The organism is Micromonospora sp. NPDC004551 (assembly GCF_040609975.1).
Lineage (GTDB): Bacteria > Actinomycetota > Actinomycetes > Mycobacteriales > Micromonosporaceae > Micromonospora.
Map to the genome: position 1 here is coordinate 20,093 of NZ_JBEXLM010000033.1, position 18,836 is coordinate 38,928.

The following is an 18,836-nucleotide window of genomic DNA, read 5'->3' on the forward strand; positions in this document are numbered from 1 at the left end:
GCGAGGGTGACCGCATGATCGACGCGCCCCGCGCCGCCCTCCTCGACGGGCCGTGGCTGCGCCGCCGGGCGCTTCCCCTCGCGGTGGCGCTGTGCTGGCTGGTCTGGGCCGCCCTGGCCTGGTGGACGGCACCCCGTGCCGCGGACGAGGCGGAGCTTCAGCGCGACCTCGCCGCCGGCCGGGTCGTCACCATGGCGCGGGCCGACGGGTGGCAGACCGGCGGCAGCTGGGGCCGCCGCCCCGAGCCCCGGTACGCCGAGGGCGCCTGGATGCTCGTCTGGACCCGGCCGGACGGCCAGATCCGGCACGCGAGCGTGCCCGTGGAGGACCCGGAGACCGGTGCGGACCCGCTGGCCGACCCGCGCGCCCGCGACGCCACCACCCACGGCGGCGACACCCTCGCCGACGCGCTGGCGAACGCGGCCGGGGCACTGGCCCTGACGATCGGCGCCGGCTGGCTGCTCATGCTGGTCGCCGGGCCCGTGCCGGTGGCCGGCACGCGCTGGTTCTGGTTCTGGATAGGCCTGCTCCCGTTCGGTGTGGGCGTGCTCGCCTGGCTGTACCGGGAACGCTGGCGGGGTGACGTGCCGGCCGTCCGGTCGCGCCCCTCGGGGTGGACCGGCCTGGGCGGGCTGCTGCTGGGCGGGATACTCCTGTCGGTCGCGGTGGCCCTCCTCGCCGCCCTGTTCGGCGGGTACGTGGTCCCGGGCGGGTGAGCCAAGCGGCACCGGCGGCCGCACCCGGTCACCTACGGTGACGCCATGGACCCTTCGGCGGTCTGGCGGGACAGGAACCACCGGTGGCGGATCGAGGCGTACCGGGCACCGGACCTGCGGTTCGCCATCTTCGCCACGAACGGCACCACGGAGTCGGCGCCGCTGTGGCTGTTCGGGATGGGCGCGCTGGCCCGGTGGCTGATGACCCACGCGATCTCCCTGGACGACCTGGAGACCGACTGATGGCCGGCCAGCTCGCCCTGGTGCTGGTCCTGGTGCTGGTCAACGCGGCACTGTCCGGCAGCGAGATGGCCATGGTGACGCTACGCGAGGGGCAGCTGCGGCGGCTGGGTCGTACGGGGCGTACCGGGGCGCGGCTGACCCGGCTGGCCCGGGAGCCGAACCGCTACCTGGCCACCATCCAGCTCGGCATCACCCTGGCCGGATTCCTCGCCTCGGCGGCCGCCGCCGTGTCGCTGGCCGAGCCGCTGGTCGGCCCGCTGGGCTTCCTCGGCCGGGCCGCCCGCCCGGTGGCCGTGCTGCTGGTGACGATGGCGCTGACCTTCGTGACGCTGGTCGTCGGGGAGCTGGCCCCGAAGCGGCTGGCCATGCAGTCGGCGGAACGCTGGGCCCTGTTCAGCGCCGCGCCGCTGGACCTGCTCGCCCGGGTGTCCCGGCCGGCGGTGTGGCTGCTCAGCCGGACCACCGATCTGCTGGTCCGGCTGGCCGGCGGCGATCCCCGGGCCAACCGGACGGAGGTGACCGAGGAGGAGCTGCGGGAGATGCTGGTCAGCCAGCGCGGCCTCTCGGCGCAGCAGCGGGAGATCCTGGCCGGGGCGTTCGACATCGCCGGCCGTACCCTGCGGGAGATCCTGGTGGCCCGCCGCGACGTGACGTTCCTGCCGGCGGAGCTGAGCGCGGCGGAGGCGATGCGTCGGCTGGCCGCGACCGGCCGCTCCCGGGCGCCGGTGACCGGCCCCGGCGGGCTGGACGACGTGCGCGGGGTGGTGCACATCCGCGACCTGGTCGACGCCGACGGGGCCGGCGTGGGCGAACGCGCCCGGCCGCCGGTGCTGCTGCCCGGCACCCTGCCGGTGGCCGACGCCATGCGGCAGCTGCGCCAGCGCCACGAGCAGCTCGCCCTGGTGATCGACGAGTACGGCGGGGTGGACGGCCTGGTCACCATGGAGGACCTGCTCGAAGAGGTCGTCGGCGAGCTGTACGACGAGACCGACCGGGACGTGCGGCAGGCGGTCCGGGAGCCGGACGGCGCCCTGCTGCTCCCCGGGGACTTCCCGTTGCACGACCTGCCCGACGCCGGCGTGCAGCTGACCTTCCCGCTGACCCGTGAGTACACCACCGTGGCCGGGCTGGTCCTGGCCGGGCTGGGCCACCTGCCCGCCGGGCCGGGGGAGCGGATCCGGCTGCCCGGGCTCACCGTCGAGGTGGTCGAGGTGGTCGACCGCGCCATCCGCCGCGTACGCCTGCGGGGCCCGGCGGCCGGCTGCCGGGCGGAGTGACACCTCGAACGGGGGACGGGTGGGCGGAACGGGCCTTCCGCGGCGCCGGACACCCGTACCGTCCGGAATGTGAAGGACCGAGGACTGCGGACGTTCATCACCGTGCTCGCCGGGCTGGCCGTGATCTATTTCGGTGCCACCGGGCACCGCAGCAGCGGTGGGGAGGGCGGGGGCATCTCCGGTGGCGTGGTGCTGCTGGCCCTGCTCGCCTCGGCGCTCGCCTGGAACCTGACCAAGCCCGGCCCGGCGAAGTGAGGCCCGGCCGGGTCAGCGGGCTGCGGCGGTCCGGCTGACCTCACCGGCCGACTCCTCGCCGAGCGCCACCCGAACCAGCGCCGACGCCAGCCGCCCGAAGTCGGCCTCACCGACCAGCCGGGACAGGCCGCCGGTGTTCGCGGGCAGGCCGAGCCGGCGCGCGCCGGCCAGGGTCCGCCGGTCGGCGTACGGGCGCACGTCCGGCCAGACGGCCTGCGCCTCGCGGAGGAAGATGTCCGCGCCGGTCGGGCCGATGCCGGGGAACTCGGTGAGCAGCCGGCGCAGCACGGTCCGGTCGCCGTCGGCCTCCTTGTGCATCCGGCGCAGGTCGCCGTGCCACCGGTCCAGGCAGAGCCGGGCGCCGGTGCCGAGCATGGTGGCGGTCCGCTCGTCGTAGCGGCGGTAGTGACCCCGCCCGAGCGCGTCGACCCGGTCCTGCCAGGTCGCCGCCTCCATGGCCGGTGGGGTGCGCCAGCCGGCGGCGAACAGCTCACGCGCCGCGGCGATCGCCACGCACGCCCGGATCCGGGTGCTCAGCAGCGTGGTGAGCACCAGCAGCTGGTAGAGCGGGCCGGGCCGGTCGGCCAGGCCGATCCCGGCCTCCTCCGCGTAGGTGCGGGACTGCCGGTCCAGCAGCGCCCGCGCCACGTTCCGATCGTCTGGCATCCGGTGGGGATACCCGCCCGCGGCCGGGACAGACGCCCGCGGCCGAGCCGGAATGCGCCCCGCGGCGGCGGGTACCCGGATCACGTGCGCGGCCCACGCCGTGCGCTCCACCCGGGAAGGAGAAACCCGTGGTCAACCCGCAGCAGGAGGAGTTCCGCCGCAACAACCTGGGCGCGACCAGCCAGGACAGCCGGAAGGGCGTCCAGGCGGCCGGGCATCCGCGGAACAAGGGCACATCCAACGCGGACGTGGGGCGGCCGGTCCCGAAGGGACAGGTGTCGCCGTACGGCCCGGCCGGCGAGCCGGTGGCCGACGACGAGAGCGACCGGCGGGGCTGAGTCAGCCCCGCCGCGACGGCGGCCGCAGCCTCCGCCAGGTGGCTGCGGCCGCCGCTCCGTACGCCAGGTGCGGCACGACGTCGGACACCCAGTCCTTGGTGCTCCACGTGCGGGGGTCGCTGATGCGCAGGGCGGCCAGCGATCCGTCGGAGGTGGCCATGACGCCGCCGCCGAGCATCCCCACGGCCAGCGGCAGCGGGACCCGGCGGCGGGCGGCCAGGATGCCGAACAGCGCGCCGGCGGCGATGCCCGTGGCGTAGCCGATGATCGACCCGACGCCGGTGCGGCGGTTCCCCGCCTTGTCCCCGGGCCCGAGGTCCACGTGGGCCGCGTCGGCGAGCTTGCCGGCGGTCTGCTCGGGCGTGCTGCTCGCCGGGCGTCCCCGCAGCGTCATGTCGAGGAAGGTGACGACGTTCAACGCGGCGCTGCCGACGGCGCCCGCGATGGCGCCGTCGACAACGGGAGCGGCCCTCACTTCGGGTCGCCCGGTTCGCGCTCACCCTTGGGACCGAACGTCCGTTCGCCCCGCACGATGCCCCGCTGGCCGCGGTCGTCCTGGAGGATCCGGTTCGCGACCTGGTTCGCCTCCTGGTCGGCGGCCCGCCCGGACTGCTCGATCACATCCCGCAGCCGCGCCCGCTCCTTGTCGTACGCGTTGCTGCCCGGCCGTGGTCCTGGCATCGCTGCCTCCTCCGGTCGCTGTGGCTGACCGTAGCGTCTACCCGCCGGGGCTCCGGCCAACCGTTCAGCCGGGGGCGCGGATGACCGCGACCGGACAGTCGGCGCGGTGCAGCACTCCCTGGCTCACCGAGCCGAGCAGCAGGCCGGTCAGCTCGCCCCGGCCCCGGCGGCCGACGACCAGCAGTTGGGCCTCGCGGGACGCCTCGACGAGCGCGGCGACCGGTCGGGCGTGCACGGCCGCCCGGGTGACCGGCACCTCGGGCCGGCGCTCGGCCAGGCCGGTGAGCGACTCGGCCAGCAGCCGGTCCTCCTCGCCGCGCAGCTCGCTCTCCTCGTACACCAGGGGTTGCATGTCGCCCGGGCCGCTGGAGGCCGGGTGGGTGTAGGCGTGCACGGCGTGCAGCCGGGTGCCGCGGACCGCGGCCTCCTCGCCGGCGAAGTCCACCGCCGCGCGGGACAGCGTGGAGCCGTCCACCCCGACCACCACCGGACCCGCCGGGCGCGGCGTGCCGCGGGCGACCAGGACCGGGCAGTCGGCGTACGAGGCGACCTGGATCGCGACCGAGCCGATCACCAGGGCGGCGAAGCCGCCGAGGCCGCGGTCGCCCAGCACGATCATCGTGGCGGTGGGGGACTCGCCGAGCAGCACCGCGGAGGCCTCCCCGTCGATGATCTCGCCGGACACCCGCAGCCCCGGCGCGACCGACTCGGCCTCGGCGACCGCGGCCGCGACCAGCTCCTCGGCCTGGTGCCGCAGGCCGCTGTCGGGTGGCGCCCCGGCCGGCGCCGACACGGGTACGCGCAGCAGCGGCCAGATGAAGCCGTGCACCACCCGCAGCGACCGCTGTCGCCGGGCCGCCTCCCGCGCCGCCAGGCGCACGGCCTTGAGGGCCGGCTCCGAGCCGTCCACCCCGACCACCACCGCCGCGCCGTTCGCCGAGTTCACGCCGTACCTCCTCGCCGTCGGCGCCCGCGGCCAGTATCGCGGCCGGCGGCCCCTCGCCGAGGCGATACCGCGCGAGCCGACCCGTGGGTACGCTGGCGACCAGCGCCGAAGAAAGGGAGCCTCGTCGATGGCCGAGCCCGACCGACCGAGCACCGCCCGCATGATCGACTACTGGCTCGGCGGCGTGCACCACCACCCGGTGGACGTGGCCGCGGCCGGCGCCTTCGAGGGCGCGTACGGGCCCTGCGCGGCCATCTTCCGCGCGCTGCGCGACTTCCTCGGCCGGGCCGTCGCGACGATCGCCGATGCCGGGGTGGACGGGTTCCTGGTCTTCGGGGCGGGCGTTCCCACCTGCGGCAACGTGCACGAGGTGGCGCCGGACGCGACGGGGTTCGTGCCGGGGTGGGGGAGGCGGCCGGTCGGGGTGATCTTTCTCGGGCTGGCCGCGTTCCTCGACGACGACACGCTCGCCCGCACCCTCGACGAGCTGTACGAGGCGGTCGCGCCGGGCAGCTTCCTGGCGATCGACTTCGACAGCGAGGAACTCGCCGCGTACCCGGAGGCGCTGGCCATGATGGGGCCGGCGTTCCGGATGCGGGCGCCCGCGCGGTTCGGGCCGCTGCTGGGCCGGTGGCAGCCCACGCCGGACGGCATCGTGCCGGTCGCGCGGTGGCGCCCGGCCGGCGTTCCGGCGCCGGTGCCGGACGCCTTCTACGGCGCGCTGGCGGTCAAGCCCGCCGGCTGAGCGGAACGTCCACCCACGACCGTCGCGGCGCAGGTCGGAACCGGGCCGTGCCGGTGTCCGGGGGCCTCCGTATGATGCTTGCTCTAGAGCAATAGTCGCCATCGGAGGATGTCAGCATGCCGGACGCGTCCGGAGTCGTGGCACGCGCCCTGCGCGCCGCGCCCCCCGACCAGTTGGTGGAGGCCGCCGACGCGGTGGTCCGCCGGGTGCTCGGCGCGTCGCGGACCGAGGTGTTCGTCGCCGACTACCGGTTCACCGGGCTCTGGCCGGTGCTGGACCCGGAGCTGCCCGAGGGCGGCTTCCTCGCCTGCCAGGGCGTCGCGCAGCGCTGCTTCAGCAGCCAGCAGCCGGTGCTGGACACCGGCGAGGACGGCCGGTGCCGGGCCTACCTGCCGCTGTCGGCGTGGGGGGAGCGCCTCGGCGTGCTGATGGTCGAGCTGCCGGCCGCACCCGATGCCGCCACCGTGGCGGCGACCCGGGACGTCGCCGGCGACCTGGCGGTGGCGCTGCGGGCGGCGGACCGGGAGACCGACCGCTACCGGCGCGCGCGCCGCCGGGAACGGCTCAGCATGGCCGCCGAGATGCAGTGGGACCTGCTGCCCGGGCGCAGCGTCACGCACGGCGACTTCGTGCTGGCCGGGCAGCTCGAACCCGCGTACACGGTGGGCGGCGACCACTTCGACTGGTCGGTGGACGGCGACCGGCTCACCGTCACGGTGCTCAACGGCGCCGGCAACGGGCTCGCCGCCTCGCTGCTCACCGCCGTGACCGTCAACGCGATGCGCAACGCGCGACGCTCCGGCGGCAGCCTGGTGGAGCAGGCCGAGCTGGCCTCGGACACCATCTTCTACCAGCACCGGGGGAGTCGGCACGTGGCGACGCTGCTGCTCGAACTGGACAACCGGCGGGGCGTGGTGCGGGCCGTGGACGCGGGTTCCCCGCACGTGCTGCGGCTGCGCGGCGGTGCGGTCACCCCGATCGCGCTGGAGCAGCAACTGCCGCTGGGCATGTTCGCCGAGACCCGCTACGACGTGCAGGAGTTCACCGTGGAGCCGGGGGACCGGCTCTTCGTGGTGAGCGACGGGGTGTACGCGGCGGAGCCGGCCGGCCTGGAACCGTACGGGGAAAGGGCCATGGCGCGTGCGATGCGGTCCACTCGGTTGCAGCCGGCGACCGAGGCAGTTGGTACGGTGATGCGCGAACTGCACGCGTACCATGCCGACGCGGATCTGCGCGACGACGCGGTCGTCGTCTGCCTGGACTGGCGCGGTGCCAGCCCACCGGACGAGGGCGGCGGGCGGTAGACGGACCGGCGGAGCGAACACGAGCGGGACGATCGCAGGGGACAGCGGGTGGAGCGACCTCCGAATCTTGCCGCGGCCATCGATGCGGCGGCCGAGGCGCTCATCGGTGTGCTCGACTCCGCCGCGTCGCGGCACACCCTCAGCGTCTCACCGACCCAGCTGCGGGTGCTGTCGCTGATCATGGCGCACCCGCGCACCAACGTGAACCGGCTGGCCGAGCTGCTCGACGTGGTGCCCTCGTCGGCGAGCCGGCTGTGTGACCGGCTGGAGGCCGTCGGCCTGCTGCGCCGGGTGGCCGACCCTCGTGACCGGCGCGAGGTGCGCCTGATCCCCACGGCCGCGGCGGAGACGCTGCTGCGCGAGCTGACGGAGCGGCGGCACCGGGCGGTCCAGGCGGTGCTGGACCGGATGCCCAACCGGATGCAGCACGAGCTGCTGCTGGCGCTGGTCGCGTTCGGCCAGGCCGCGTCGATGAACACCCCACAGGCGGGTTCCGACTCCACGGCCCGTACCGCCTGATCCCCGCTACGCCCTACCCGGCTACCGAGTCCCCAGCCGGTCAGCTAGTATCCTAGGACGCCTTAGCGGTAATGCGGTCCCGCACATGAGCGGAAGCTGAGCACCAGCACCACGCGGCGCCCGGAGGCGGCCGGGGCAGCCCGATATAGTGGCAGCGCAACTGGCCGGCTCATGATCGACACGATCCTGGGCCGCAACGGGGAGGTCCCAGCCCGGGATCGCAGAAGGGCGCCGGCGTCTGACCGGCCGGCAACGCGCACGTTCCTGCGGCGGCCGTTCGATCGGCCGCCGGACCGTGCTGCGGAGGGAGGTTCGGTGTCGCGTCGGCCGGCTCCATCGGAGCACCCGGCTCCCGGCGGTATGGCGGTCGTGGGGGACCGTGTCCTCACCGTGCCGAACATGATCAGCTTCGTCCGGCTCGTCGGTGTACCGCTCTTCCTCTACCTGTTCCTGGTCGTCAAGGCCGACGTGGCCGCCATCGTGGTGCTGGCCATCGGCGGCACCAGCGACTGGGTGGACGGCTGGATCGCCCGGCGCCTCCAGCAGGTGAGCCGGCTGGGCGAGCTGCTCGACCCGCTCGCCGACCGGCTCTACATCCTGGCCACGCTGCTGGCGTTCACCGCGCGCGAGGTGGTGCCGTGGCAGTTCACCGCGGCGCTGCTGGCCCGCGAGCTGCTGCTGCTCGGCTCGCTGGGGGTCCTGCGCCGCTACGGCTACGGCCCGCCGCCGGTGCACTACGTGGGCAAGACCGCCACGTTCCTGCTGCTGGCCGCGTTCCCGATCCTGCTGCTGGCGTCGGCCGCCCGCGGGGTGGCCGACGTGGCGGGGGCGATCGGCTGGGGGCTGGCCTGGTGGGGTCTGGTGCTCTACTGGGTGGCCGGGGCGATGTACGTGGTGCAGGCCAGCCGCCTGGTCCGGGCGATGCGGGCGCGGCGCGCGGGGGCGGCGACGTGACCGCCACCCCTCCGCAGGACAAGGGCCGCGATCCGTCGGCCCGGGTGTACGCGCCGGACTTCCTCACCGAGCTGTTCCGCAACCCTCTCGATCCCGGCTACGCGGACGCGGCGGCCCGGCGGTCGGCGGTGCCGCCGTCGCGGCTGCGGCGGGTGCTGGGCCGCCCGGTGAGTGTGGTCGTGCTGCTGGTGATCGGTTTCCTGTTCGCGGTGGCCTACCGGGAGACGATGGCGGAGGAGCCGGGCCGGGCGAAGGCGCGGGCCGGGCTGGTCGCCGGGATCAAGCAGCGGGAGGCGGAGACGGACCGCTTGTCCGCGCGCGCGGACCAGTTGCGCGAGGAGGTCGGCCGGCAGCGGGATGCGGCGTTGAGCGGGTCGCAGGCGTCGCGGCTGCGCAACCTGGAGGCGGGCACCGGCCTGGGCCGGGTGCGCGGGGACGGTGTGGTGGTGCGCCTGGCGGACGCGCCGCGGGACCAGGACGCGGTGACCGGGGCGGACGCGGGGCCGTCGCGGGTGTTGTACTCCGACCTGCAGAAGGTGGCGAACGCGCTGTGGGCGGCGGGCGCGGAGGCGGTGGCGATCAACGGGCAGCGGCTGACGGCGACGTCGACGATCCGTTCGGCGGGTGAGGCGATCCTGGTGGACTACCGGCCGGTGACGAGCCCGTACGAGGTGTCGGCGATCGGGCCGGGGTCGATGCGGGAGCGCTTCGACGACAGCCGGGCGGCGGATCTGATGCGTGACGTGCAGCGGACGACGGGCTTGTCGTTCGGGGTGAAGAACGCGGACGGCCTCACCCTGCCGGCGGCTCCGCAGCCACGGCTACGCTACGCCGAGCCTTCGGTGAGTCCGAGCCCGTCGGGTTCGGGTGTCGCCGGTTCGACCAGTCCCGGGCCGTCCGGCTCGGGTACCTCTCCCAGCCCCTCCGGAGGTGGCCGATGATCGCGGTGCTGGCGTTGCTCGCCGGTGTGGTGCTCGGGGTGTATCTGGATCCCACGGTGCCCGCGGCGCTGCAGCCGTACCTGCCGATCGCCGTGGTGGCGGCGCTCGACGCGGTGTTCGGCGGCGTGCGGGCGAAGCTGGACCGGATCTTCGACGACAAGCAGTTCGTGGTGTCGTTCATCTCGAACGTGCTGGTGGCGGGTCTGATCGTCTATCTGGGGGACCAGCTGGGGGTGGGCGGTCAGTTGTCCACCGGTGTGGTGGTCGTGCTGGGGGTGCGCATCTTCGGAAACGTGGCGGCGATCCGTCGGCACCTGTTCCGGGCGTAGGTTTGTGGCGATGAGCGAGGAGCACAGGGAGACGGGCACGGGTTGGCCGCAGCCGGCGGAGCCGGAGCGGCCGGCGGGGCCGGCCGGTGAGCCGGATCCGCGCCCGGACGCGCCCGATCCGGACGAGTTGAGCCCGTTGGCGCCGGTGGAGCCGGCCGAGCAGGAGGGCGTGCCGTCGCCGGCTGAGGAGCCGGGGGCGTCCGTGGCGGAGGTGGAGCCGGCGCGGGTGTCGCGGCGGTTGACGTCGGCGGGCGCGATGATCGCGGTGTTGCTGGGGTTGCTGGGGTTCACGCTGGTGGTGCAGTTGAAGACGACGTCGGCGGATCCGACTCTCGCGGCGACGCGGGAGGAGGACCTGGTCCGGATCTCGTCGGATCTGGATTCGCGGGAGCGGCGGCTGCGGCAGGACATCGAGGCGCTGGAGGAGAGCCAGCGGCAGTTGCGCTCGGGTGAGCAGGGCCGGCAGGCGGCGCTGGAGGAGGCGACGCGGCGGGCGGACGAGCTGGGCATCCTGGCGGGCACGTTGCCGGCGGTGGGGCCGGGCCTGTCGGTGCGGTTCGAGGGCCCGGACGCGGCGGTGTCGTCGGCGCGGATCCTGGACGCGGTGCAGGAGTTGCGGGGCGCGGGCGCGGAGGCGATGCAGATCGCGGGCTCGGACGGTTCGGCGGTGCGGATCATCGCGTCGACGTATTTCGTGGACGGGTCGGGCGGTGGTCTGGTGGTGGACGGGCGGCGGTTGAGCGGCCCGTACGTGATCTCGGTGATCGGTGATCCGGCGACGTTGCGCACGGCGTTGAACATTCCCGGCGGGGTGGTCGCATCGGTGGAGGAGGCCGGCGGTAACGTGACGCCGGTGGACAGTGAGGCTGTGGAGGTTTCGCAGCTGCACGCGCCGATCAAGCTGGAACACGCCCGGCCGGTCTCCTGACCGGTCGCGGCCGCGCCGGTTTCCCCCCGGTGCACCGATGACGAAGGACGCAGCTGGTGATTCCTGAGGATCTGCGGTACACCGCCGAGCACGAGTGGGTGGCTGGTGGGGACGGCGGTGCCGTCCGGGTCGGTATCACGCACTTCGCGCAGGACGCCCTGGGTGACATCGTGTTCGTCCAGTTGCCGGACGAGGGCGCGGTGGTGGCGGCGGGTGAGTCGCTGGGTGAGATCGAGTCGACGAAGAGTGTTTCGGAGCTCTACGCGCCGGTGAGCGGCACGGTGGCGGCGCGCAACGAGGCGTTGGCCGACACCCCTGAGGTGATCAACACGGACCCGTACGGTGCGGGGTGGCTGGTGGAGATCACTCCGGATGATCCGGCGGCGGTCGAGGGTTTGTTGACCGCTGGTGCGTACCGCGAGCTCACTGAGAGCTGAGTTTTGTCCGTTCCGGGCGGCGGGGTTGTGTCCGCGCGTCCGGTTGCCCTGTTTTTCGGTGCTGGCTAGGCTCGCCCAGTTGACCGAGAACCAATAGTTTGAGCGTTGCGGAATGCGCCTTCCCGGCACGGGGAGCCAGCCGCCGGGTGTGTGACTGCCCGGCGGCCAGACCCGCCATTGCCCGACGCCGACCGAAACAGATCCGTGAGGTGGTCCCCATGACGCGCCCAGACGACGAGTTCCCCCCACTCGACGTCACTTCGACGCTCAATCTCGGTTCGCTCGACGAAGTGCTGGAGGGCCCGGACACCGATGTGGTGCCGAGTCGCATGTCCGGTTCGTTGCCGCCCGGGATGGCGTTGCTGGTGGTTCGCCGGGGTCCCAACGCGGGTGCCCGGTTCCTGTTGGACCACGATGTGACGACGAGTGGCCGGCATCCGGACAGTGACATCTTCCTCGACGATGTGACGGTGTCGCGGCGGCACGCCGAGTTCCACCGGGACGGTGGCACGTTCACGGTGCGGGACGTGGGCAGTCTGAACGGCACGTACGTGAACCGGGAGCGGGTCGAGGCGGCGACGCTGAGCAACGGTGACGAGGTGCAGATCGGTAAGTTCCGGGTGGTGTTCATCGCCGGTCCGCGTCCGGAGGAGGAGGCCGGCCGGGGGTGAACGGGCCTGCGGCTTCGACGTCGCCGGGTGCGGCGAACGACCCGCCGGGCTCATCGGCCGCCGCGGCGCGGGCGACTCCGCTGATGAGTATCGGCGAGGTGTTGGCGCAGTTGCGGGTGGAGTTTCCGGACGTCACGATCTCGAAGTTGCGGTTCCTGGAGGCCGAGGGCCTGGTGGAGCCGCAGCGGACGCCGGCGGGGTACCGGAAGTTCAGCTGGGACGATGTGGCGCGGTTGCGGTTCGTGCTGACGGCGCAGCGGGACCAGTACCTGCCGTTGCGGGTGATCCGGGACCAGTTGGCGGAGTGGGATTCGTCGGGTGCGGCGCCGGGGCGGCAGCGGCCGAATCTGGTGGCGGTGGGTCCGGGTGGTGAGGTGCCGGGCCGGGAGGTGGCGGAGTCCGCCGAGTCGTCGGAGGTGCGGCTGGGGCGGGCGGAGCTGATCTCCCGGAGCGGGATCGACGAGTCGACGCTGGCGGAGTTGGAGCGGCTCGGTGTGCTGGTGGCGGATCCGCCGGGCTGGTACGACGCGGACGCGTTGATCATCGCGCGGGCGGTGGCGGGGTTGGCGGCGTACGGGTTGGAGCCGCGGCACCTGCGGGCGTACCGGACGGCGGCGGATCGGGAGGTCGGTCTGTTCGCGCAGTTGGTGGCGCCGTTGGCCCGGCAGTCCGATCCGGCGGCGCGGGCGCGGGCGGCGGAGACGGCGCGGGAGTTGGTGGCGTTGTCGCAGCAGCTGCACGCGGCGTTGGTGCGGGTGGGGTTGCGGTCGACGTTGGGCCGGTGAGTGTGGTGCGGGGCCGGGTGTCGTGGGGGCGCCCGGCCTTTGCCGTGGGTGGGTTCGGAAAGATCTGTGCGGGGAAGCGTGTCGTAGGCTTGCCGGGGTAACCCGTCGCGGCGAGGCGTGGTGCACGTAGCGGATGGGACTCCCGTGTCGCGGTCCGTGTACCGTGCAGGGAAGGGCGCGGTGCGGGCGTAGGTGACAACGACACGGAGGCGGCGGTGCGCGAGCTGAGCGTGGTCGGAGTTCGGGTGGAGCTGCCCAGCAACCAGCCGATCGTCCTGCTGCGGGAGGTCGAGGGGGACCGCTATCTGCCGATCTGGATCGGCGCGGTCGAGGCGACGGCGATCGCCTACGAGCAGCAGGGTGTGAAGCCGGCGCGGCCGTTGACGCATGATCTGCTGCGGGATGTGCTGGCGGCGTTGCAGGCGCCGTTGCACGCGGTGGAGATCACCGAGTTGAAGGAGAACGTCTTCTACGCCGATCTGTTGATCGGTGACGGCGTTCGGGTGTCGGCGCGGCCGAGCGATTCCATCGCGTTGGCGTTGCGGGTCGGGGCTCCGATTCGTTGTGCCGAGCAGGTCCTCTCGGAGGCGGGGATCGTGATCCCCGACGAGCAGGAGGACGAGGTGGAGAAGTTCCGGGAGTTCTTGGAGCAGGTGCGTCCGGAGGACTTCGCGGGCTGAGGTGGCCGGCCGGTGGGCCGGTGTCGGTACGGCGGCGGTTGTCACGGAGGGTGACGACTGGCCGCCGTCGGTGATCTTCCGTTCGGCGGTGCGGCGTGTCGCGGTGTCTCCTGCGGGTCAACTCCGGGCGCCGGCGCTAGGGTTGCGGTGTCGAGGGGTGCGCGCACGGGGAGACGCCGCGTGGCACCGCACGGGCGGGGAGGTAGTCCGGATGCACGAGCCGCGAGATCCTGGTCCGACTACGGAGCAGCAGCCTGACCCGGTCGTCGACGGTGAGGTGGGCTACCGGGGTGTGACCGCGTGTCACGCGGTGGGGATCAGCTACCGGCAGTTGGACTACTGGGCCCGGACGGGTCTGGTGGTGCCGAGCGTGCGGGACGCGTCGGGTTCGGGGACGTCCCGGTTGTACTCCTTCCGCGACCTGGTGGTGTTGAAGGTCGTGAAGCGGTTGCTGGATGCCGGGGTGTCGTTGCAGAACATCCGGAAGGCCATCGAGGCGTTGCGGTCGCGTGGGGTGGAGGACCTGGCGGGCATCACGCTGATCTCGGACGGGACGACGGTCTACGAGTGCCGGTCGCCGGAGGAGGTCGTGGACCTGTTGCAGGGCGGCCAGGGGGTGTTCGGCATCGCGATCGGCGGGGCGTTCAAGGAGATCCAGGGTTCGCTGTCGCATCTGCCGGCGGAGCCGGTGGGTGGGCAGCCGGAGCCGGCCGCCCCGCCGGCGGAGGCGGAGTCCGGGTCCGAGCCGGTGGGTGACGAGTTGGCGGCGCGGCGGGCGCGTCGTCGGGCGGGCTGAGCCGGCCGTCTGATCCACGGGACCGCGCCACGCCCAGAACGGGTATGACGCGGTCCTCTTTTTTGATCACGGTGCGTGTCGCTCCGGCGGGGCGGGGCGGTGGTGTCGCGGTGGCCGTTTGCGCCGGCCGGGTGCGGCTGCCGTGACGTGCGCAAACACGGCGCGGGTGGCGGGTCGGGCGGTGCTGTCCGAAAGGGAACGTTCGCGGCTTCGGCGTCGACCCAGCGTGGCGGTGTGCTCGCGTGTGGCGAGGGCTTCGCCGGGTCCACTGACTGTCCGTGATCGACGGATGTCGGGAATCCGATAGGGCAGGGCTGAACCGATTCGGCGGACACGCTATGGTCCGACACGGCCGTTTGCGCGTGGCCGTTCGGTGGAGCCGGTGCGACGCGCGTGAGCTGCCGGTTGCCCCTCCGCGGCGCTGGTCGCGTTGCCCCCCTCCCGGAAGGAACCACCATGACGGTGACCGAAGAGACCACACCGATCTCCCACTACGAGCGCATCGGCGGCGCCGCCGCGGTGAAGGCCGCGGTGGAGCTGTTCTACGACAAGGTGCTGGCCGACCCGGAGCTGGCCGGCTACTTCACGGCCGTGAACATGTCCGAGCAGCGCCGGCACCTGGCGCTGATGCTGGCCGTGGTGCTCGGCGGCCCGAACGAGTACGCGGGCCGGGGCCTGGCCGAGGCGCACCAGCCGCTGAACATCCCGGTGGCGCACTACGCGAAGGTCGGCGAGCACCTGACCGCGACGCTTTCGGAGCTGGGTGTGCCCGGCGACGTGATCGCCGACGTGCAGGTCGTGCTGGGCCGGGTGCAGGACCAGGTCGTGTCGACGGGGAACGCCTGAGCGTGGACGCGGCACGGCTCAAGCAGAGCTGGTCGGTGGTCGCCGCGCACGGTGACCAGGTTCCGCTCTACTTCTATTCGACGCTGTTCCTGGCGCATCCGGAGACCCGGCAGATGTTCCCCACGAACATGGCGGGGCAGCGGGACCGCCTGGTGAACGCGTTGGGGCACATCGTGTCCCACGTGGACCAGGTGGACTCGCTGGTCGGGTTCCTCCAGGATCTCGGGGCGGACCACCGCAAGTTCGCGGTGCGCGCCGAGCACTACCCGGCCGTCGGTGAGGCGCTGCTGGCGACGTTGCGGCACTTCTGCGGCGAGATGTGGACCGAGGAGCTGGCCGGCGACTGGGCGGCGGCGTACGGGCTGGTCGCGCAGGTGATGATGGACGCGGCGCAGGCGGCGGAGGCGAAGTCCCCGCCGTGGTACGTGGCGGAGATCCTCGGGCATGAGCGGCGCACGTTCGACGTGGCGGTGCTGACGGTGCGCCCGCAGTATCTGCTGCCGTTCACGCCGGGCCAGTCGATCGGGGTGTCGCATCCGGCGGTGCGGTCGTGGCGTTACTACTCGCCGGCGAACGCGCCCCGCCCGGACGGCACGTTGGAGCTGCACGTGCGGGCCGCGCCGGGTGGGGCGGTGTCGTCACGGCTGGTGTACGGGTGCGCGGTGGGCGACCAGTTGCACCTGGCCGCGCCGGTGGGTGACCGGTTGACGTTGTGGCCGGCCGGGTCGTCGGATCTGCTGCTGCTGGCCGGTGGCACCGGCTGGGCGCCGGTGAAGTCCCTGCTGGAGCAGGTCGCGGCGGAGGGTGCGGGCCGCCGGGTGGACCTGTACGTGGGGGCCCGGTCCCGGTTGGAGTTCTACGACAGCGAGGCGATCGACAAGTTCGCCGCGGCGTACCCGTGGCTGCGGGTGACGTACGTGGCGGGTTCGGATCCGCGGCGGCCGGGTGAGTTCGTGCAGGTCGCCGATCAGGTCCTGGCCGACGGGGACTGGCGGTCGCGGCACGTGTACGTGTGCGGCTCCGACGAGATGGTGAGCCATTCGGTGGCGACGCTGACCGGCGCCGGCTACCGGCCGGATCAACTGCACCATGAGGGCTTCGGCACGCACTGGTACGGGCCGGCCTTCCGGACGACGACGGAGGTGGCTTCATGAGCGCGACCCCGATCAGCAGGTACGAGGGCCAGGTGACCGGCGGCGCGGTGCAGATGCGTCTGAGCGCCGACCGGGTGCGCCGGTGGGAGTTCGGGTCGGCGTCGTTCACCCGCCGCGGCTACGACCACGCCGACGTGGACCGGTTCCGGCTTCAGGTGGCCGACGAGCTGGATCTGCTGGCCACGCAGCTGGCGAACCTGCGGGCGGAGAACGAGCGGCTCAACGACCACCTGGAGCTGCACCGGCACGGGGTGATCCCGAGCGCCGACAACGCGGCGGCGGTGCCGGCGGCGAAGGAGGTGAACCTGCTGTCGGCGGCGCAGCGGGAGGCCGAGCAGATCATCGCGCAGGCTCACGACTACGCCCGCCGGGTCGCCGAGTACGCCCGTACGCAGTACGAGAGCTACATGCGGGCCGCGGCGGAGGAGGCGAAGCAGGAGGCCGAGCGGGCGGTGACGGAGTATCGCAGCACCGCCGGGGTGAACTTCGACGACTCGGTCGCGACGCGGGAGGCGCTGCGGATCTTCGGCGAGATGATGATCTCGCACATGCAGGCGGCGGCCCGGCACCTCGACGACGGCAGCGAACAGCTGTCGCGCACGATGCAGCGTCTCGCCGTGGAGGTCACCGGCGGGGCCGCGGCGCGCGGCGTCGGGGCACGGGCGGACGGCGGCCGGGTGCGGGAGGTGGCCGTGGCCCCCCGTCACCAGCAGCGGTGAATTCCCCCGGCCGGCCCCACCCGCGGGGCCGGCCGGGGCCGGCGGGCTCAGGTGACGGCGCGCAGCGCCTCGCCGATCGGGGTGTCCCCGCCGACCAGTTCCAGGGTGAGCCCGGCGGTGTACGGGGCGGACAGCAGGGCGAGCAGGACCCGGGCCACGTCGGCGCGGGTGACCGCGCCGGGCTCGACGTGGCGGGCCAGGGTGATCCGGCCGACCGGCTCGTCGTCGGTGAGCCGGCCGGGGCGCAGCACGGTCACGTCGAGGTCCCGGCCGGTGACGTCGTCCTCGGCGGCCTTCTTCGCCCGCAGGTACGCCGCCCACACCTCGTCGGTGCCCTCTCTGGGGGGCCGGTCGACGCCCATGGAGGAGACCAGCAGGTAGCGGCGGACCCCGGCGCGTTGCGCGGCGTCGGCGAGCAGCACCGCCGCGGCGCGGTCGACGGTGTCCTTGCGGGCCGCGCCGCTGCCCGGGCCCGCGCCTGCGGCGAAGACCACCGCGTCGGCGCCGGCCAGGTGCCCGGCGAGGGTGTCGACGTCGGTGTGTTCCAGGTCGCAGACGACCGGTTCGGCGCCGGCGGCGCGCAGCGCGGCCGCGTGCTGCGGGTTGCGGACCAATCCGACGGGGGTGTCGCCGCGGCCGGCGAGTTCCCGCTCCAGCAGTTTGGCGATCTTCCCGTGGCCTCCGGCGATGACGACGCGCATGCCCTCAACCTAGTCGCGCGACGGGCCGCCCGCCGGGTCCGCCGGGACCCGGCCGGTCGCGGTGACGGCGGTCACCGGCGGCGGTGGTGCTCGCCGCGCGGCGGCGGGCGAGGCAGCATGGACGCCGTGACCGAGACGTTCGACGCGTTGACCCGGCTGGTGGGCGCCGGGGACGTGGTGGTGCTCAGCGGCGCCGGCCTGTCCACCGAGTCGGGCATCCCGGACTACCGGGGGCCCTCCGGCGCGGCCCGCCGGCACACCCCGATGACCTACCAGGCGTTCACCCGCGAGGCGGACGCGCGGCGGCGCTACTGGGCGCGCAGCCACCTGGGCTGGCGGCTGATCGCCCGGGCCGCTCCCAACGACGGGCACCGGGCGGTCGCCCGGCTGCAACGCGCCGGCCTGCTCGGCGGCATCATCACCCAGAACGTCGACGGGCTGCACACCGCCGCCGGCGCCACCGGCGTCATCGAACTGCACGGCCGCCTCGACGAGGTGACCTGCCTGGACTGCGGCAACCTGACCTCCCGCGACGAGCTGCACCGGCGGCTCACCGAGGCCAACCCGGGTTTCGACGCGCACATCGCGCACGTCAACCCCGACGGCGACGTGGACCTGCCCGACGAGGCGGTTGACCGGTTCCGCACCGTCGACTGCGGCATCTGCGCCGGCGGGATGCTCAAACCCGACGTGGTGTTCTTCGGTGAGACGGTGCCCGCGCCGCGCGTGGCCGACTGTTTCGCCCTGGTCGAGCGGGCCCGGGCGCTGCTGGTGCTCGGCTCGTCCCTGACCGTCATGTCGGGGCGCCGGTTCGTGCTGCGCGCGGCGAAGCTGGGCATCCCGGTGGCCATCGTCAACCAGGGGCCCACCCGCGGCGACGGGCACGCCACCCTCACCCTCGACGCGCCGCTGGGCGCCACGCTGAGCGCCCTGGCCGACCGGGTGGCCACCGGGCCGGTGCCCGCCGCCGTGTGACCGGCCCGCCGGCGGGGTACGACATGAGCCGGAAACACGGTCGCTGGTAGCGTTGACCATGCCGGTACCACCCACGTGGGAGAGACCGCCCGGAAACCTCCGGACGGCGCCGAAGGGGCAGATTCTCCCCGGAACCTCTCAGGCAAAAGGACCACGTGGGCAGGCGCTGTGGAGCGCGTCAGCGCGACTCAGGGGGAGGCCGACCCGTCGACCTCGCCCCCGCAAGGAGC

Annotated in this window: 26 protein-coding genes and 1 riboswitch; of the genes, 21 read left to right on the forward strand and 5 right to left on the reverse strand. The window is 73.7% G+C overall.

Annotated features, from left to right (window positions below; all coding sequences use genetic code 11):
* Positions 1-14: 14 nt before the first annotated feature.
* The 4 genes from ABZW14_RS28695 (at position 15) to ABZW14_RS28710 (ending at position 2,491) form a co-directional block, all read left to right on the forward strand.
* Positions 15-716, forward strand: a complete 702-nt coding sequence (locus tag ABZW14_RS28695) for a hypothetical protein (protein ID WP_355352354.1) — start codon at positions 15-17, stop codon at positions 714-716.
* Positions 717-761: 45 nt separating this feature from the next.
* Entirely contained in the window at positions 762-959 is a 198-nt protein-coding gene (locus tag ABZW14_RS28700) for a hypothetical protein (RefSeq protein WP_091258094.1), read from the forward strand.
* Entirely contained in the window at positions 959-2,236 is a 1,278-nt protein-coding gene (locus ABZW14_RS28705; RefSeq protein WP_355352357.1) for a hemolysin family protein, read from the forward strand. Before ABZW14_RS28700 ends, ABZW14_RS28705 begins: the two co-directional genes overlap by 1 nt.
* A gap of 69 nt (positions 2,237-2,305) precedes the next feature.
* Positions 2,306-2,491 carry a hypothetical protein gene (locus ABZW14_RS28710; protein ID WP_355352512.1) on the forward strand — a complete coding sequence of 62 codons (186 nt, stop codon included), beginning with the start codon at positions 2,306-2,308 and terminating at the stop codon, positions 2,489-2,491.
* A 12-nt stretch (positions 2,492-2,503) separates the two neighbouring features.
* Here ABZW14_RS28710 and ABZW14_RS28715 read toward each other — a convergent pair whose 3' ends face one another.
* Positions 2,504-3,157: a hypothetical protein gene (locus ABZW14_RS28715; protein WP_355352360.1), complete on the reverse strand. Its 654-nt coding sequence runs from the start codon at positions 3,155-3,157 to the stop codon at positions 2,504-2,506.
* 128 nt (positions 3,158-3,285) lie between these two features.
* Here ABZW14_RS28715 and ABZW14_RS28720 point away from each other — a divergent pair, with 128 nt between their 5' ends.
* The gene (locus ABZW14_RS28720) at positions 3,286-3,495 is read left to right on the forward strand and encodes a hypothetical protein (protein ID WP_355352363.1); all 210 of its coding nucleotides are present in this window, start codon (positions 3,286-3,288) and stop codon (positions 3,493-3,495) included.
* Between the two features lies 1 nt (position 3,496).
* On the opposite strand, the gene ABZW14_RS28725 is transcribed toward ABZW14_RS28720, so the two are convergent.
* From ABZW14_RS28725 to ABZW14_RS28735, 3 genes are all read right to left on the reverse strand, one after another.
* Positions 3,497-3,970, reverse strand: a complete 474-nt coding sequence (locus ABZW14_RS28725; RefSeq protein ID WP_355352366.1) for a hypothetical protein — start codon at positions 3,968-3,970, stop codon at positions 3,497-3,499.
* Positions 3,967-4,176 carry a phosphatidylethanolamine-binding protein gene (locus tag ABZW14_RS28730; RefSeq protein WP_355352369.1) on the reverse strand — a complete coding sequence of 70 codons (210 nt, stop codon included), beginning with the start codon at positions 4,174-4,176 and terminating at the stop codon, positions 3,967-3,969. The genes ABZW14_RS28725 and ABZW14_RS28730 overlap by 4 nt, the downstream gene beginning before the upstream one ends.
* A gap of 64 nt (positions 4,177-4,240) precedes the next feature.
* Positions 4,241-5,122 carry a universal stress protein gene (locus ABZW14_RS28735; protein WP_355352372.1) on the reverse strand — a complete coding sequence of 294 codons (882 nt, stop codon included), beginning with the start codon at positions 5,120-5,122 and terminating at the stop codon, positions 4,241-4,243.
* Positions 5,123-5,249: 127 nt separating this feature from the next.
* Between ABZW14_RS28735 and ABZW14_RS28740 the strand changes: the two genes are divergently transcribed.
* The 15 genes from ABZW14_RS28740 to ABZW14_RS28810 all read left to right on the forward strand — a co-directional run bounded on the left by ABZW14_RS28740 (position 5,250) and on the right by ABZW14_RS28810 (position 16,930).
* Positions 5,250-5,867: an SAM-dependent methyltransferase gene (locus ABZW14_RS28740; protein ID WP_355352375.1), complete on the forward strand. Its 618-nt coding sequence runs from the start codon at positions 5,250-5,252 to the stop codon at positions 5,865-5,867.
* A gap of 116 nt (positions 5,868-5,983) precedes the next feature.
* Complete coding sequence (locus tag ABZW14_RS28745) at positions 5,984-7,171, forward strand: PP2C family protein-serine/threonine phosphatase (RefSeq protein ID WP_355352378.1); 1,188 nt, start codon at positions 5,984-5,986, stop codon at positions 7,169-7,171.
* 48 nt (positions 7,172-7,219) lie between these two features.
* Positions 7,220-7,690: a MarR family transcriptional regulator gene (locus ABZW14_RS28750; RefSeq protein WP_355352381.1), complete on the forward strand. Its 471-nt coding sequence runs from the start codon at positions 7,220-7,222 to the stop codon at positions 7,688-7,690.
* A 360-nt stretch (positions 7,691-8,050) separates the two neighbouring features.
* On the forward strand, positions 8,051-8,644 hold the full coding sequence (locus ABZW14_RS28755; protein WP_355352384.1) for a CDP-alcohol phosphatidyltransferase family protein: 594 nt from the start codon (positions 8,051-8,053) through the stop codon (positions 8,642-8,644).
* The gene (locus ABZW14_RS28760) at positions 8,641-9,585 is read left to right on the forward strand and encodes a DUF881 domain-containing protein (protein ID WP_355352387.1); all 945 of its coding nucleotides are present in this window, start codon (positions 8,641-8,643) and stop codon (positions 9,583-9,585) included. The genes ABZW14_RS28755 and ABZW14_RS28760 overlap by 4 nt, the downstream gene beginning before the upstream one ends.
* On the forward strand, positions 9,582-9,914 hold the full coding sequence (locus tag ABZW14_RS28765; RefSeq protein ID WP_007071104.1) for a small basic family protein: 333 nt from the start codon (positions 9,582-9,584) through the stop codon (positions 9,912-9,914). Before ABZW14_RS28760 ends, ABZW14_RS28765 begins: the two co-directional genes overlap by 4 nt.
* A gap of 10 nt (positions 9,915-9,924) precedes the next feature.
* Positions 9,925-10,842, forward strand: a complete 918-nt coding sequence (locus ABZW14_RS28770) for a DUF881 domain-containing protein (RefSeq protein ID WP_355352390.1) — start codon at positions 9,925-9,927, stop codon at positions 10,840-10,842.
* A gap of 56 nt (positions 10,843-10,898) precedes the next feature.
* Positions 10,899-11,279: a glycine cleavage system protein GcvH gene (gene gcvH, locus ABZW14_RS28775; RefSeq protein WP_154226917.1), complete on the forward strand. Its 381-nt coding sequence runs from the start codon at positions 10,899-10,901 to the stop codon at positions 11,277-11,279.
* A gap of 218 nt (positions 11,280-11,497) precedes the next feature.
* A complete protein-coding gene (locus tag ABZW14_RS28780; RefSeq protein WP_007071101.1) occupies positions 11,498-11,950 on the forward strand; it encodes an FHA domain-containing protein in 453 nt (150 codons plus the stop codon).
* A gap of 83 nt (positions 11,951-12,033) precedes the next feature.
* Positions 12,034-12,735, forward strand: a complete 702-nt coding sequence (locus ABZW14_RS28785) for a MerR family transcriptional regulator (protein WP_355352393.1) — start codon at positions 12,034-12,036, stop codon at positions 12,733-12,735.
* A 215-nt stretch (positions 12,736-12,950) separates the two neighbouring features.
* Complete coding sequence (locus ABZW14_RS28790; RefSeq protein ID WP_355352396.1) at positions 12,951-13,415, forward strand: bifunctional nuclease family protein; 465 nt, start codon at positions 12,951-12,953, stop codon at positions 13,413-13,415.
* A 211-nt stretch (positions 13,416-13,626) separates the two neighbouring features.
* Positions 13,627-14,211 (forward strand): MerR family transcriptional regulator, encoded by a 585-nt coding sequence (locus ABZW14_RS28795; protein WP_355352399.1) that lies wholly within the window; start codon positions 13,627-13,629, stop codon positions 14,209-14,211.
* Between the two features lie 456 nt (positions 14,212-14,667).
* Positions 14,668-15,057, forward strand: a complete 390-nt coding sequence (locus tag ABZW14_RS28800; RefSeq protein WP_355352402.1) for a group 1 truncated hemoglobin — start codon at positions 14,668-14,670, stop codon at positions 15,055-15,057.
* Between the two features lie 2 nt (positions 15,058-15,059).
* Complete coding sequence (locus ABZW14_RS28805; protein WP_355352405.1) at positions 15,060-16,211, forward strand: globin domain-containing protein; 1,152 nt, start codon at positions 15,060-15,062, stop codon at positions 16,209-16,211.
* Positions 16,208-16,930: a cell division protein DivIVA gene (locus ABZW14_RS28810; protein ID WP_355352408.1), complete on the forward strand. Its 723-nt coding sequence runs from the start codon at positions 16,208-16,210 to the stop codon at positions 16,928-16,930. The genes ABZW14_RS28805 and ABZW14_RS28810 overlap by 4 nt, the downstream gene beginning before the upstream one ends.
* A gap of 47 nt (positions 16,931-16,977) precedes the next feature.
* Here ABZW14_RS28810 and ABZW14_RS28815 read toward each other — a convergent pair whose 3' ends face one another.
* On the reverse strand, positions 16,978-17,631 hold the full coding sequence (locus tag ABZW14_RS28815; protein ID WP_355352411.1) for an NAD(P)H-binding protein: 654 nt from the start codon (positions 17,629-17,631) through the stop codon (positions 16,978-16,980).
* A gap of 117 nt (positions 17,632-17,748) precedes the next feature.
* Between ABZW14_RS28815 and ABZW14_RS28820 the strand changes: the two genes are divergently transcribed.
* Complete coding sequence (locus tag ABZW14_RS28820) at positions 17,749-18,606, forward strand: NAD-dependent protein deacetylase (protein ID WP_355352414.1); 858 nt, start codon at positions 17,749-17,751, stop codon at positions 18,604-18,606.
* Between the two features lie 66 nt (positions 18,607-18,672).
* Positions 18,673-18,770: riboswitch (glycine riboswitch) on the forward strand.
* Positions 18,771-18,836: the final 66 nt, after the last annotated feature.